This window comes from Flavobacterium sp. (genome assembly GCF_044348915.1).
Classification (GTDB): domain Bacteria; phylum Bacteroidota; class Bacteroidia; order Flavobacteriales; family Flavobacteriaceae; genus Flavobacterium.
Genome location: NZ_JBIKRX010000016.1, coordinates 1 through 14,868, shown reverse-complemented (window position 1 = coordinate 14,868; position 14,868 = coordinate 1). Strand labels below are relative to the sequence as shown.

General features: G+C 35.3%; 11 protein-coding genes. 6 read left to right on the top strand and 5 right to left on the bottom strand.

From position 1 onward, the window contains the following. The first annotated feature begins 69 nt into the window (after positions 1–69). The 3 genes from ACIQ1E_RS04600 (at position 70) to ACIQ1E_RS04590 (ending at position 3,601) form a co-directional block, all read left to right on the top strand. The gene (locus ACIQ1E_RS04600) at positions 70–1,086 is read left to right on the top strand and encodes a dipeptide epimerase (RefSeq protein ID WP_396169125.1); all 1,017 of its coding nucleotides are present in this window, start codon (positions 70–72) and stop codon (positions 1,084–1,086) included. Beyond that, positions 1,087–2,091: an aminotransferase class I/II-fold pyridoxal phosphate-dependent enzyme gene (locus tag ACIQ1E_RS04595; protein WP_396169123.1), complete on the top strand. Its 1,005-nt coding sequence runs from the start codon at positions 1,087–1,089 to the stop codon at positions 2,089–2,091. A gap of 184 nt (positions 2,092–2,275) precedes the next feature. Next, the gene (locus ACIQ1E_RS04590; RefSeq protein WP_396169121.1) at positions 2,276–3,601 is read left to right on the top strand and encodes an ammonium transporter; all 1,326 of its coding nucleotides are present in this window, start codon (positions 2,276–2,278) and stop codon (positions 3,599–3,601) included. A 310-nt stretch (positions 3,602–3,911) separates the two neighbouring features. Here ACIQ1E_RS04590 and ACIQ1E_RS04585 read toward each other — a convergent pair whose 3' ends face one another. The 3 genes from ACIQ1E_RS04585 to ACIQ1E_RS04575 all read right to left on the bottom strand — a co-directional run bounded on the left by ACIQ1E_RS04585 (position 3,912) and on the right by ACIQ1E_RS04575 (position 8,627). After that, the gene (locus ACIQ1E_RS04585) at positions 3,912–5,948 is read right to left on the bottom strand and encodes a protein-disulfide reductase DsbD family protein (RefSeq protein ID WP_396169119.1); all 2,037 of its coding nucleotides are present in this window, start codon (positions 5,946–5,948) and stop codon (positions 3,912–3,914) included. After that, positions 5,948–7,258 (bottom strand): tRNA lysidine(34) synthetase TilS, encoded by a 1,311-nt coding sequence (tilS, locus tag ACIQ1E_RS04580; protein ID WP_396169117.1) that lies wholly within the window; start codon positions 7,256–7,258, stop codon positions 5,948–5,950. The genes ACIQ1E_RS04585 and tilS overlap by 1 nt, the downstream gene beginning before the upstream one ends. Positions 7,259–7,340: 82 nt before the next feature. After that, complete coding sequence (locus ACIQ1E_RS04575) at positions 7,341–8,627, bottom strand: anthranilate synthase component I family protein (protein ID WP_396169116.1); 1,287 nt, start codon at positions 8,625–8,627, stop codon at positions 7,341–7,343. Positions 8,628–8,722: 95 nt separating this feature from the next. Between ACIQ1E_RS04575 and ACIQ1E_RS04570 the strand changes: the two genes are divergently transcribed. Further along, on the top strand, positions 8,723–9,097 hold the full coding sequence (locus tag ACIQ1E_RS04570; RefSeq protein ID WP_396169114.1) for a DoxX family protein: 375 nt from the start codon (positions 8,723–8,725) through the stop codon (positions 9,095–9,097). An 84-nt stretch (positions 9,098–9,181) separates the two neighbouring features. Here ACIQ1E_RS04570 and lpdA read toward each other — a convergent pair whose 3' ends face one another. Further along, positions 9,182–10,585, bottom strand: coding sequence for a dihydrolipoyl dehydrogenase (gene lpdA, locus ACIQ1E_RS04565; RefSeq protein ID WP_396169112.1), 1,404 nt, complete (start codon positions 10,583–10,585; stop codon positions 9,182–9,184). A gap of 109 nt (positions 10,586–10,694) precedes the next feature. Then, the gene (locus tag ACIQ1E_RS04560) at positions 10,695–11,153 is read right to left on the bottom strand and encodes an Lrp/AsnC family transcriptional regulator (protein ID WP_396169110.1); all 459 of its coding nucleotides are present in this window, start codon (positions 11,151–11,153) and stop codon (positions 10,695–10,697) included. A gap of 173 nt (positions 11,154–11,326) precedes the next feature. Between ACIQ1E_RS04560 and ACIQ1E_RS04555 the strand changes: the two genes are divergently transcribed. Continuing rightward, complete coding sequence (locus ACIQ1E_RS04555) at positions 11,327–12,550, top strand: aminotransferase class I/II-fold pyridoxal phosphate-dependent enzyme (RefSeq protein ID WP_396169183.1); 1,224 nt, start codon at positions 11,327–11,329, stop codon at positions 12,548–12,550. 213 nt (positions 12,551–12,763) lie between these two features. Next, positions 12,764–14,614, top strand: a complete 1,851-nt coding sequence (locus tag ACIQ1E_RS04550) for a gamma-glutamyltransferase family protein (protein ID WP_396169108.1) — start codon at positions 12,764–12,766, stop codon at positions 14,612–14,614. Positions 14,615–14,868: the final 254 nt, after the last annotated feature.

Below are 14,868 nucleotides of genomic sequence, written 5' to 3'. Positions count from 1 at the left end.
TTTGTTTTCACGTAAATATTAATTTACTTTGTTACAAATTTAACATTTACACAATAATAAGTCATAAAAATGAAGTTAATTATCCGAACCTACGACCTTAAATTAAAACATCCATTTACAATTTCAAGAGAAACTCATACTATACAACCATCCCTAATAGTCGAATTACAAAGCGAAGGCCATTCAGGTTTTGGCGAAGCTACTTCAAATCCTTACTATAAAATTACTGTAGATTCAATGCAACAGAATTTGGAAAGAATTATTCCATTTATCGAAAGTGTGACTAATGAAACTCCAGAAGAATTTTGGCTAAAAGCACATTCTTTTTTACAACACGATATGTTTGCACTTTGTGCCTTGGACATCGCTTATAATGATTTGTATGCCAGAAAACAAGGAAAGAAGCTATATGAATTATGGGACTATTCAATAGAAAGAAACCCAATGACCGATTATACGATTGGAATTGATACCATTGAAAAAATGGTGTCTAAAATGAAGGAGTTGCCTTGGCCGATATACAAAATTAAACTAGGAACGCATGAAGACATTGCAATTGTAACCGAATTAAGAAAACATACTAACGCTATCTTTAGAATTGATGCCAATTGTGGATGGAGTGTTTCTGAAGCGTTAAATAATGCCATTGAGTTAAAAAAATTAGGCGTGGAATTCTTAGAACAACCACTGAAAGCAGACAATTGGGAAGGACACAAACAATTATTCGAAAATTCGGCATTACCTATTATCGCAGATGAGAGTTGTATAGTTGAGGAAGATGTTGCCAAATGTCACAATCATTTTCACGGTGTGAATGTGAAACTAGTTAAATGCGGAGGACTTACTCCTGCAAGACGAATGATTGCTCAAGCCAAGAAACTGGGAATGAAAACGATGGTGGGCTGTATGACTGAATCTACCGTAGGTATTTCGGCTATTGCTCATTTATTGCCTGAATTAGACTTTGTAGATATGGACGGCGGATTATTGCTCGCCGAAGATATTGCAACGGGAATAACGTTAAACGATGGCGTCATTCAATATTCGGAATTAAACGGAACAGGAGTTACTTTAATATCCAAATAGATGACCGTAAACGAGTTTCCAGATCGCCTAATTAATGTTGATGGTGTAGAATATTTATATTTTGGTGGAACCAATTTTTTAGGAATTTCAGCAAACACTGATTTTCAAACTATCCTATTCGAAAGTATCAAAAAATGGGGAACTGCCTATGGAAGTTCTCGAAATTCGAATATACAACTGTCTATTTATAAAACTGCTGAAAATTTATTAGCACAAAACCTTGACACAGTGGCGGCGTTGACTGTTTCTTCGGGAATGCTGGCAGGCAAATTAGTTGTGGACTATCTTTCGAAAACCGCTGATGCAATGTTTCATTTTCCCGAAGCACATCCGGCATTGATGAATCCGCCGAGTTTGCCCATTCTAATTGATGGTGAGTTGCATCCAATTCTATTTGATAAAGAGATTTCAAAAATTACCATTTTAACTGACGCAGTTCCTTCTCAATACGTTCAACCAATAGATTTGAGTATCTTACTTACAATTCCGAAAGAGAAAAAAATTGACTTGGTTATTGACGAGTCGAATAGCTTTGGACTTATTTCAAATGACTGGCAAAGTTTCTTGAAGCAAGACAATATCAATATCATAAAAGTGGCATCATTAGGAAAAGCTATAGGAATTTCGGGCGGTGTCATAGCTGGAAGCGATTCCTTTATTTCCGAAATTCGAAAGCAAGAATGTTTTATTGGTGCAGCAGGTATGAATCCCGCTTTTTTAGAAACTTATGTCAATGCACAAAAAATTTATCGTGCACAAAAACATAAATTAGAGCAAAACCTAAATTATATAAAGGACCATTTTTCAAAAAAAAATAGTTTTACTTTTCATCCCTCCTATCCTATTATTTATTTTTACGATAAATTAATTTCAAAAAAATTAATTGAAAACAAAATCATAACTACTTCTTTCAAATACACGAATGAGTCGGGAATACTCAATCGCATCGTTATTACTCCCAATCATATAATCGAAGATTTGGATCAATTAATAGCCAATTTATAGCAATTTTTCTTAAAACTAACTTTAACAAATCATAAATTTAAATTAAATTTTATCTTATACCCTTAATTTTTTAGGGGTTAAAATACGTATTTAATAAAAATAACCTTCGAAGTTATATTTTTTATGGGGGGTGTTACATGATTTAATACTTTTATCGAAAATTATAACTAAAAAAACTAAAATTATGCGAAAGATTATTTTAAGTGTGATTCTAATCACAATTCTGGTACTATCCGTTTTTTCAATTTATTTATTCCCTGAATCGACAGTATTGGGTGCTCACGTAGTCGAATTAAAATTAGATACAGGTGATACTGCTTGGATGTTATGCGCTACAGGTCTTGTATTGTTAATGACTCCAGGTTTAGGATTCTTCTACGGAGGAATGGTAGGCAAGAAAAATGTTATTAGTACAGTACTACAAAGTTTTATTGCAATGATAATTGTAACTGTTCTATGGGTTGTTGTTGGATTCGGATTGTGTTTTGGGCCAACTGTAGATGGTATTATTGGTAATCCTTCCAGCAACATATTGTTTAATGGGGTAAACTCAACCACTGCATGGGAACTAGCCCCAACTATTCCTTTTATATTATTTGCTTTATTTCAAGCAAAATTTGCAATCATCACACCAGCCTTGATTACAGGAGCCTTTGCAGAACGCGTTCGTTTCTGGGCATACATGCTTTTTATGGTTTTATTCATTATTTTCATATATTCACCATTATGTCATATGACCTGGCATCCTGACGGTTTATTCTTCGGATGGGGAGTATTAGATTTTGCTGGAGGAACAGTAGTACATATGAGTGCTGGTTGGGCAGCTCTTGCTGGCGCAATGTTCTTAGGGAAAAGAAAAGTTCAAAAAGCAAATCCTGCTCGTATCACTTATGTATTATTAGGTACTGGATTATTATGGTTCGGTTGGTTTGGTTTCAATGCTGGTTCCGCTGTTGGATCAAACGGTCTTGCTGCACAAGCTTTAGGGACAACTACAGTAGCTGCTGCTGCTGCTGCAATGGGTTGGGTATTCTTGGATAAAATTTTAGGACACAAATTATCTGCAATGGGAGCTTGTATCGGAGCGGTTGTTGGTTTGGTTGCTATCACTCCTGCTGCAGGTTTTGTAACAATCCCTTCTGCCTTAGCAATCGGACTCATAGCTAGTATGGTTAGTAACCTAGCGGTTAGTAAATTCCCTAAAGGAAAAATCGATGATGCTTTAGATGTATTTGCTTGTCACGGTGTTGGAGGTATGGTTGGTATGCTTTTAACAGGTGTATTTGCTTCAAAATCTGTAAACGCAATTGTTGGTGACAATCAAGGTTTAATTTACGGAGATGCTACTTTGTTTTTAATTCAATTAAAAGCTTTGGTATTAGTTTCTGTATTTGCCTTCTGCGCTTCTTACGCTTTATTCTTCATTGTAAACAAAATTACTCCACTACGTGTTTCTGAAGAAAAAGAAGAATTAGGATTAGACATTTCTCAACACGGAGAATACCTATAAGAATAACATTTATTTAATTTTTGAAACACGCTAAAACTTCGTTTTTAGCGTGTTTTTTCTATGCATAAATGCTAATCGAATTAGTTTGCGCATAGGCAAACTATTTATACCAAACATAATTATCTGACTGATCCGTTTGCCACATTGTAAAGCATCTCTTCTCTCGTGCATAGCGACTCCTACGGACTGACAAATAGCATAGCACTTTGGACTATTGTAAAAATGCGATTGGTATTACAACAACTATTAAAAAAAACTCCTAACCTTTATTCAAGGCTAGGAGTTTTAATTAAAACTTACAAATAATGAATTATTTTTTGAAGTTTGTAATTCCTGCTTTTAACCAATTTACATAGTCTGTAGCACTAGAAAAACTTATCGTTGGTTGTTGCTTGTTAAGATTGTTTCCATTTAAATCCGTCAAAACATACAAAGGTTGCGTATTGGTTTTGTATTTAGTAATCATAAAATCGGTCCATTTGTCTCCAATAGTTTCTATTTCGGCAGCTGTGGATTTAGATACAAATTGTTCGCTTTTCGGCAAATCCCGTTTGTCGTCAACATAAAGCGAAATCAAAACTACTTCATTTTTCAAAATTGCCAAAACATCATCTTCTGACCACACATTGTTTTCCATTTTTCTGCAATTTACGCAAGCAAAACCTGTGAAATCAAGCATAATAGGTTTGTTTACGGTTTTGGCATAAGCCAAACCTTTATCATAATCATCAAAAACTACAATTTGATGCGGACCTAATTTAGCTCCATCCGGCAAAACTGCAGTCAAACTGCTAGTTCCTGAACCTCCAAATCCTAGAGGGCTTTCGCTATATTCCATAGGTGGAGGAAAAGCATTAATTAATTTCAAAGGCGCTCCCCAAAGTCCCGGAATCATATAAATTGTAAAGGATAAAACTACTAAACCAAGTGATAATCGACCAACAGAAATATGAGTCATTGGACTATCGTGAGGCAAAGAAATCTTTCCGAATAAATACAGTGCTAAAGCTCCAAAAATGGCAATCCAAATAGCTAAGAAAACTTCTCTTTCTAGTAAATGCAATTGAAGTACCAAATCGGCATTGGATAAAAATTTGAATGCTAATGCCAATTCTAAAAAACCTAAAACCACTTTTACTGTATTGAGCCAACCGCCTGATTTCGGTAACGAATTCAACCAACCCGGAAACATAGCAAAAAGCATAAACGGCAAAGCAAGTGCTAATGAAAATCCAAACATTCCAATGATTGGAGCAATTCCTCCTTTAGATGCTGCTTCGACTAAAAGTGTTCCAACGATTGGTCCTGTACAAGAAAATGAAACAATTGCTAATGCCAAAGCCATGAATAAAATCCCAATGATTCCACCTCTATCCGCTTGACTATCCACTTTGTTTGCCCAAGAATTAGGTAACACTATTTCAAATGCTCCCAGAAATGAAACCGCAAAAACAATCAATAAAAGGAAGAAAATAAGATTGAACCAAACATCGGTGGACAAAGCATTTAATGCATCGGCACCAAAAATCCAGGTCACAATTAATCCTAAAATCACATAAATCAAAATAATGGCAATTCCATAAAAAATGGCATTTCTAATTCCCTGCGACCTATTTTTACTTTGTTTGGTAAAAAAACTAACCGTCATTGGAATCATCGGAAAAACACAAGGTGTCAGCAATGCCGCAAAACCAGACAAAAAAGCAATAAAGAAAATAGACAACAACCCTTTTTGTGATTCCGTTTTATTAGGGGATGAAACGGTAACTTCTGGCTCTGCAACCATCGAATTACTTGGCCCTAAACTTGGCTCCAAGGAATCAGCCTTAGTTGCACTCGCTTCGGCAGGAGTTTCAGCTCCTTTATCTGTAGCAATAACAGACGTATTTGAACCAAGCGGTGCAGGCACTATAAAACTGAATTTTTTCTCGATATTAATACACGATTCTTTGCAAACTTGATAATTAAATTCAACTTCGATGGTCTTCACATTGGGATTTGTCAAAGCAATCTCTTGTTGTATTTGAGCGTTTTTTACAAAGAATGTTTCATTAACTTCAAAAACATCGTTATAAGCAGTCGTAGTTTTTCCTTCTTTGGCTTTGCCAATCAAATTGAAATTTCCTTTCTGATTTTTAAAAGTAATTTCCAACGGCAATGGCCCACCATCTGGAGTAAACTGCGAATACATATGCCATTCATTTTCGATAACTCCGCTAAAAGTTAGAATATAATTGGTATCTGATTTTTTTTCAATTTTGGTTGTCCATTTTACTGGATCCAATATTTGAGCATTTCCAATCCCGAAAGCTAAAAAAGCAAAAAGTGTAACAATAATTTTCTTCATTATTTCAATTGTATTTTAAGTATATTTTTAGTTGTGTTTTTAATTTTAAAACGCTCGTCCTGCCGTTTTCCAACAATCCAAACGATTTGATTATCAGAACATAAAAGCCAAGTTTTTTCTTTTTCGATTAATGATAATTTTTCATCTTTAAAAAACTTACTGAGTTTCTTAGTTTTTCCATCCATACCAAAAGGCTGAAAAGTATCCCCATCCTGCCATTTGCGCAATACTAATGGATACCATAATTTATCTTCGTCGACAAATATAGTTGTATTTGATTCTCTCGAAATGTCATCTATGTTACAAAACGAAAGATTTAAGGGAATATTAACTTGTTTCTGATTTTTATTAATAAAAAACTCCTCGTTTTCATCCTCAGAATTCAAAGGACTTAAGATCAAATATTCTCTGTTTTTGAGCAATCGAAATTCACTCGAGAAGACTTGCTTTCCCGATTGGCTATCAATCAAATCATAAATATCATCCCAAGCCGAAAAACCAAATCCATTGAACCAATGATACAAATACGATTTGTAATTGGGCAATTTTAATAATTGATTCAAATCAAAATGAACTTCGGTTCCTTTCTCTTTTGCCACTTCCTGGTACACCAAAAAGGATGCGTCATCCGCCATCGCCTTCGATTCTTGCAAGTATTTTTGAGTTTTTTGAAAAGAAGATAGAAAATCAGAATTTAAATCTTTGAAAACAGGAACCAAATGATGTCTGATTTTATTTCGCAAGTATTTATCCGAAGCATTGCTGCTATCTTCGCGCCATTGAAGAGCATTTTCATTGGCATATTTTTCAATTTCTGCTCTAGAAAATGCCAAAAGCGGTCGAATTACTTTATCATTTTGCGGTGGAATTCCAGTCAAACCATCTAAACCTGTTCCGCGAACTAGATTGATAAGAACCGTTTCTAAGTTGTCATCTGCGTGATGCGCCGTTAGAATGTAATCGTAATTTTCTGTTTCCAAAAGTTCATAAAACCAACTATAGCGCAATTCACGAGCAGCAACCTGAGTCGATAGTTTATAATCGTTGGCGAAAGCCTCTGTATCAAATTGAGTGAAAAATAATTTTATAACGTTGGCTTCGGCATAATTTTGAACAAAATTTTGGTCACCAAAACTTTCCATTCCTCGGAGTTGAAAATTACAATGCGCAATCGAAATATCGAATGATAATTTATGAAATAAATCGACCATTACCATACTATCTAAACCTCCGCTAGTCGCCAAAAGGAGTTTTTTTCCAATTAAAAAAGGGAAGTTTCGATTGATATGGTTTTCAAATTTTTGTTGCATAGCCAAATTTAGTTATTTCTGCTGAATATTAAATCAATTTTGAATTAACAGAGGAAATATTGTGAATTAACAAAGACTATATTCAACTCAACACTTCTCGCATTGCCTTTGCTTTGAGCAAGCATTCTTCATATTCTTTCTCAGCCACAGATTGCGAAGTTATTGCACTTCCTACCGAAAAGGACGCGTATTTCTTTTCTTGATTATACAAAATACTTCTTATTACTACATTAAAATCAAAGTCTCCGCTTGGTGTAAAATAACCAACCGCTCCACTGTACAATCCCCGTTTGGTTTCTTCGAGTTCTTCAACGATTTTTAACACTGACAACTTGGGAGTTCCCGTCATACTTCCCATAGGGAAAGTACTTTTAATCACATCGACAGCTGTGTATTGACTATCTAGTTTTGAAGTGATAGTCGAAATCATTTGATGCACTTGCTCAAAAGAATAGATGCCACATAATTCCTCCACTTTAACCGAACCTTTCTGCGCAGTTCGTGATAAATCATTGCGAACCAAATCAGTCACCATAATGTTTTCGGCTCGTTCTTTTGGGTCTAAAGCCAATTGATTTTTTGAGTTTTCATCTTCAATTGGATCTTTAAAACGCCTTGCTGTTCCTTTAATAGGTTGCGAAACAATCAAGTCTCCATCTTTTTTTATATACCGTTCAGGCGAAGCACAAAGCAAAAATTGAGTATTGTTTTTGAAAAAGACCGCTTGTGGAGATTTTGAAATTTCATTTAGTTTTAAATATTTTTCCAATGGATTGATTACGGCATTTTCAGCAAAAAATTCCATACAAAAATTGGCCTCATAAAGATCCCCACGATGAATATGTTCTAGTAAATCTGAAACTTTATTAAGATAACTTTTTTTTGAAACACGTTGTCTAATCTCAACTTCTGAATACTGAACACTTGAGACTGAATACTGAGCACTAATTTCTTTAAAATCATCATTAACTTCATCATCACACATATTTAGATATTGAATCTCGAGTTGGTTCCCTTTCAATAAAAATAGTTTTTTAGGTTGAAAGAAAAACAAATCTTGAAAATCCAAGCCATCAAAATTATCAGACTTCAAAAATTCAATATCGTTTTTCAAATCATACGATAAATACCCAAACAACCAGTCTTTGGTCACTTGTTGGTACTGTTTCAAGTCTTCAAAAGCGTTGTGATAATCGGTTTTTATTGAGGTAAAAGCATCTATTGCCAGAAGGCAATCGTAACTGGAGAAGCGTTCTGGATAGTCGTTGCTGTCTAAGAAAACAACTTCCCTGAATTGTTGCGCCCAAGCCAATAATTGTTGCTTGAATTGGGTTGGGTTCTCTATTTGTTTTAAAATGGAAGTTCTCAAAGAATTGAAATATATTTAAAATTCAAAATTACAATAAATTTAGTTTATATTTTTCGTTACATTTATAGCGCTATTAACCACTAAAACAAAGAAATATGAAAATCACCACCATTATTATCCGAACATTAATTGGCGCATTATTACTTTTTGCTGCAATAAGCTATTTTTTTCAATTATTTCCGGAGCCTCCTTTGGTAGGCAATATGAAAATTTTCAATGACGGAATAAAAGCTTCCATTTACTTGATGCCTTTGGTAAAAATAGTAGAACTTTTGTGTGGGTTATCTTTTATTACTGGCAAATTTACTCAAATTGCCTATATCATTTTGATGCCAATCTCCATCAATATTCTATTTACTCATTTTTTTTTGGCTCCAGAAGGGAATGTGGTTGCAAGTTTTTTATTCTTAGGAAATGTATTTTTAATGTATACCAAATGGGACAGTTATAAAGGGTTGTTTGTAGCATAATCAGAATATTTCCATAAAGGGAATTAAATCAAAAAACCCCGAATGAATAAAATCTTTCGGGGTTTTTATATTTTTAAAAACTGACTAAACGTGCAAAGCTCTATTATCTGTTGCAGCCAATGCAGCTTCTTTTATAGCCTCGGCAAATGTTGGATGCGCGTGACTCATTCTAGAAATATCTTCGGCTGATGCTTTGAATTCCATTGCAGTTACCGCTTCAGCAATCAAATCGGCACAACGAGCGCCAATCATATGAACACCTAAAACTTCATCGGTCTTTGCATCGGCAAGAATTTTTACAAATCCATCTAAATCTCCTCCGGCTCTCGCTCTTCCTAAAGCTTTAAACGGGAAACTACCTGATTTAAAATCTACTCCAGAGGCTTTCAATTGTTCTTCCGTTTGACCTACAGCAGCTACTTCTGGCCAAGTGTACACCACTCCCGGAATTAAGTTATAATTGATGTGTGGTTTTTGACCTGCCAAGATTTCGGCAACCATAGTCCCTTCTTCTTCAGCTTTGTGTGCCAACATAGCGCCACGAACTACGTCGCCAATGGCATAAATATTAGAAATATTGGTTTGCAAATGATCATTAACTTCAACCATTCCTCTGTCTGTAATTTTTACACCTGCTTTATCAGCATTTAGACCGTCAGTGTAAGGGCGACGACCTACAGAAACCAGAGAGTAATCTCCTTCAAGAGTTATCGTTTCTCCCTTAGCGTTTTCAGCTAGAACCGTCACAGCATCTCCATTTCTTTCTACCGATTTCACTTTATGAGAAACATAGAATTTCATTCCTTGTTTTTTCAAGACTTTGGTCAATTCCTTTGACAATGAAGCATCCATTCCTGGAATAATTCTATCCATAAATTCAACCACCGAAACTTTTGCTCCTAAGCGCAAATATACTTGTCCTAATTCAATCCCGATAACACCACCACCAATAATTACAAGGTGTTTTGGCACTTCTTTCAAAGCCAAAGCTTCTGTAGAAGTAATTATTCTTTCTTTATCAATTTTTATAAATGGCAACGAAGATGGTTTAGAACCTGTCGCAATAATAATGTTTTTAGCTTCAATAGTTTCTGAAGTTCCATCCGCTTTGGCAATAGCCACGTGAGTAGTATCTACAAACGAACCCAAACCATTGAAAACAGTCACTTTATTTTTATCCATCAAATAATTGATTCCGCCCGAAGTCTGATCCACAACGGCTTGTTTGCGTGCAATCATTTTTTCTAAATTCACTTTCACTTCACCAGAAATCTCGATTCCGTGTTCCGCAAAATGGGCAATCTCGCTATAATGATGCGAAGATGCCAGCAATGCTTTTGATGGAATGCAACCCACATTAAGACAAGTTCCTCCTAGTGTGGAATATTTTTCGATAATAGCGGTTTTGAAACCTAGTTGTGCGCAACGAATGGCCGAAACATATCCTCCCGGACCAGAACCTATAATGACTACGTCAAATGAACTCATAGTATTTGTGTTTTTGTTTAAGTGTGGCAAAAATAAGTTATTTTGTCTGAAGTTAAAGTTAAAATTATAAAGATTTAGTAACGTATTTCCCCTTAATTGTTATCAATTTCTAAATCTCAATTACCGTTGTGTTTTTGACTTCACTTATCATAAAAGTACTGTGTGTGCTGCCAATGTGGTCTAAAGTAGTGAGTTTTGTAACCAAAAATTCACGATACGCCTCCATATCTTTTACCAAAATTTTCAAAATATAGTCATAATCACCACTTACGTGATGGCATTCTAAAACTTCTTTTAGTTTCACTACCTCACTTTCGAATTTCGTCAAAAATTCTTTGGTATGTTGAATAAGCTTCAGGTGGCAGAATACGACGAATCCTCTTTCTACTTTTGCACGATTTGCCAAAACTACATATTTATCGATAACACCTTCTCTTTCCAGTTTTTTGATACGTTCATAAACAGCCGTAACGGACAAATCAAGTTTTAAAGACAGTGCTGCGGTCGTTTTTTTACAATCATTTTGCAGGAGAAAAAGCAATTTTTTATCAATAGCATCTAAAGCCATACGCAAGGGATTTAAGTTTTGAAATAAAATCTATAAAAATTAAGTATCATTTGTAAAAATAGATAAATAAATTATATAAAATAAAAAAATTAGATTTAAAAACTAAATTTTTGTTATACCATTGACATTACGACTATAATAATCGAATTTTGATTGATAATTAAAAATTAGAAATTATGAAATTCAATCCAGCCGATGACATTCAAGATTTACAGTACTTTGGAGAGTTTGGCGGAGTAAACCCTTCTATTTCAGACAGTTCTACTTATACATTTCTGTCAGCGAAAACTATGTTCGATACTTTTGAGGGCAATGCCGACGGTTGCTATTTGTATTCCAGACATTCTTCTCCTAGTAATTTGTACTTAGGCCAAGCCCTAGCTGCAATGGAAGGAACAGAGGCTGCCAATGTTTGCGCCTCAGGTATGGGAGCAATTACTCCTACCCTTTTGCAATTATGCGGTTCTGGCGATCATATTGTTTCGAGCAGAACAATTTACGGGGGAACCTATGCTTTTTTGAAGAATTTTGCACCTAAACTCGGCATCAAAACAACGTTTGTCGACATCACCAAAATGGATAAAGTAGAAGAAGCAATCTCTGCCAATACGAAAGTCTTGTATTGCGAAACTGTGAGTAACCCATTACTCGAAATTGCAGACATCGCAAGTTTGGCAAAAATTGCAAAAAAACACAATATCAAATTGGTTGTGGATAATACATTTTCTCCTTTATCAGTTTCTCCTGCCAAATTAGGTGCCGATATCGTCATTCACAGTTTAACAAAGTATATTAACGGAAGTAGCGACACTCTCGGCGGTGTGACTTGTGCCACCCAAGAATTTGTTGATAGTCTAAGAAATGTAAATACCGGAGCCAATATGCTTTTGGGACCAACAATGGACAGCTTGCGAGCTGCCAGCATAATGAAGAATCTGAGAACTTTGCACATCCGAATGAAACAGCACAGCTATAATGCAATGTATCTTGCAGAGCGTTTTGAAAAAGATGGACTGAAAGTAGTTTATCCCGGTTTGAAAAGTCATTCGGGGCATCTTTTATATTCAAGTCTGATCAATCCCAAATATGGTTTTGGTGGAATGATGACCATAGATGTGGGAACTTTAGAGAAAGCCAATGAATTAATGGAATTGATGCAAAGCCAAAAATTAGGGTATTTAGCAGTTAGCTTAGGATTTTACAAAACCTTATTTAGTGCGCCTGGAACATCAACATCTAGCGAAATTCCTTTAGAAGAACAGATCGCAATGGGCATAACAGACGGATTAATTCGTTTTTCAATTGGATTAGACAACAATATTGAAAGAACCTATCAAATGATGAAAGAATGCATGATACAACTCGGAGTTTTAGAAACTGAAAGCTCCCTCTCATAAAACTTTCATACGTCAGTTGACTTTTAACATTTTGTAAGACAGTAAAAAAACACATAAAATTAGTGATTTTATGTGTTTTTATTTTTTAAAAGATATGGATTTGAAATTGTTCGATAAAATTTAAATCATTTGTTATGAATGTTTTATTTATTTAAAATTCATTTGTAGATTTAACAAAATTATAAAAAAACAAAAAACAAAAAACATTAAAATATGAAAAAATCAACCTCTGTTTTATTTTTTATAGCATCATTTTTTGCAAATGCACAATCATTTAATAATTTTCCAGTCACCACACAAAAACCACCACTGCACGGAAAACATTGGATGGCCATAACTGGCAAACCTCTTGCAGCAACGGCTGGAGCAATGATTTTTTCAAAGGGTGGTAATGCTATCGATGCATCGTGTGCTATGCTAGCCGCCACCTGCACAATGTGGGATGTTTTAAGTTGGGGTGGAGAAACGCAGGCACTAATCTACAATCCAAAAACAAAAAAAGTGATTGCCATCAATGCTCTTGGAGTTGCTCCAACTGGAGCCACACCTAAATTTTTCAAAGACAAAGGAATGAAATATCCTCCACAATACGGAGCGCTTGCAGCAGTGACACCCGGAACAGCAGGTGGACTAATGACCATGCTAGCAGAATATGGCACTAGGAGCTTAAAAGAAGTGTTGAGCCCAGCGATGCAAATGGCAGAAGGATATCCTATAGAGGCTCAAACTGCAAATTCGATTGAACGCGAAAAAGAACGCATCAAGGCTTGGCCGTATTCCAAAAAAGTTTTTCTACCACATTTAGGGCAAACTAGAGAAGCTCCTGATGCTGGTGAGATTTTTATTCAAAAAGATTTACTTAAAACCCTTCAAAAACTTGTTGAAACCGAAGAACTCGCTTTAAAAAAAGGAAAATCCAGAAAAGAAGCTATTTATGAGGCTAACGATCGCTTTTACAAAGGAGACATATCAACAGAATTTGTCCGTGGTTGTAAAGAACAAGGAGGTTTAATAACCAAGGATGATTTGGCGCAATGGAAAGTCAAAATTGAAGAGCCAATGTCAACTAATTATAAAGGTATTGAGGTTTACAAACTGCAACAATGGAGTCAAGGTCCGGTAATGCTACAAACATTGAACATTTTAGAAAACTTTGATCTAAAAAGTATGGGATACAATTCAACTCGATACATTCATACTTTATATCAGTCGATGAATTTGGCTTTTGCTGATCGAGATTTTTATTATGGTGACCCTGCATTTGCTCCTGAGGAACCGATGAAAGGATTATTATCTAAAGATTATGCCAAAGACAGAAGCAAATTAATTGATCTAACAAAAAACAATCCCAACATAGGCCCTGGTGACCCCTATCCTTACCAAGGAGAATTGAATCCTTACCAAAACACACTAAAATCGTTTGGCAACGTTGATTTTGAATCGAAAAAACCGCTGACTGAGCAGTACTTTAAAGATTTTACTGCTGGAACCACTTCGATTGAGGCGGCAGACAAAGAAGGATGGGTAGTTTCTGTTACACCAAGTGGCGGTTGGGTTCCGGCTTGTATCGCTGGAAACACTGGTATTGGGATGAGCCAACGTATGCAAAGTTTTGTATTAGAGGAAAAAGAAAATCCTTTTAATGTTGTAGCCCCTGGAAAACGTCCAAGGGTAACGCTTACGCCAACATTGGCTTTAAAAGACGGCAAACCTTTTCTTTCTTTTGCAAAACAAGCAGGCGATGAACAAGACCAACTATTGATACAGTTTTTTCTAAATATGGTTGAGTTTAATATGACCGTTCAAGAGGCTTGCGAAGCTCCAAGCTTTATTACTAACCAAATGTACTCCAGTTTTGGAGAACACGAAAAAGCGAATGGCTCGCTAATTTTGAACAATCAGATACCAGCTTGGACTAGCAAAGAATTATCAAAAATGGGGTATCGTACCTCCTTTAGAGAACGAACTAGTGGTCCGATAAACGCCATATATTTCGATTGGATACACGGCAGTTTTTGGGGAGGCTCAAGCAATCATGGAGAAGATTATGGATTGGGATGGTAGTTGTAAAAACAGACCATACAAAATAATACAAATAACTCTTAAAAAAAGTTGTTGTTGATTTAAATGCAGCCTAAATTTCCTGAACTGGTTTCAATTGATACTAATCAAATGTATACGTTCTATTTTATTTAAATAGTCATTCCTTAAAAACAAATTAACAATCTGATTGTTAATAACTTATGATAAAATAATATTAAAAAAGGCTCTGTTAAATTGCCAAAAAGTGTATATTTCGGTATAAAAAAGTGGCAATA

What these genes read in the sequence shown, in the direction of transcription:
- ACIQ1E_RS04600 (WP_396169125.1), top strand. Translation starts at nt 70, where the DNA reads ATGAAGTTAATTATCCGAACCTACGACCTTAAATTAAAACATCCATTT.
- ACIQ1E_RS04595 (WP_396169123.1), top strand. Translation starts at nt 1,087, where the DNA reads ATGACCGTAAACGAGTTTCCAGATCGCCTAATTAATGTTGATGGTGTA.
- ACIQ1E_RS04590 (WP_396169121.1), top strand. Translation starts at nt 2,276, where the DNA reads ATGCGAAAGATTATTTTAAGTGTGATTCTAATCACAATTCTGGTACTA.
- ACIQ1E_RS04585 (WP_396169119.1), bottom strand. Translation starts at nt 5,948, where the DNA reads ATGAAGAAAATTATTGTTACACTTTTTGCTTTTTTAGCTTTCGGGATT.
- tilS (WP_396169117.1), bottom strand. Translation starts at nt 7,258, where the DNA reads ATGCAACAAAAATTTGAAAACCATATCAATCGAAACTTCCCTTTTTTA.
- ACIQ1E_RS04570 (WP_396169114.1), top strand. Translation starts at nt 8,723, where the DNA reads ATGAAAATCACCACCATTATTATCCGAACATTAATTGGCGCATTATTA.
- lpdA (WP_396169112.1), bottom strand. Translation starts at nt 10,585, where the DNA reads ATGAGTTCATTTGACGTAGTCATTATAGGTTCTGGTCCGGGAGGATAT.
- ACIQ1E_RS04560 (WP_396169110.1), bottom strand. Translation starts at nt 11,153, where the DNA reads ATGGCTTTAGATGCTATTGATAAAAAATTGCTTTTTCTCCTGCAAAAT.
- ACIQ1E_RS04550 (WP_396169108.1), top strand. Translation starts at nt 12,764, where the DNA reads ATGAAAAAATCAACCTCTGTTTTATTTTTTATAGCATCATTTTTTGCA.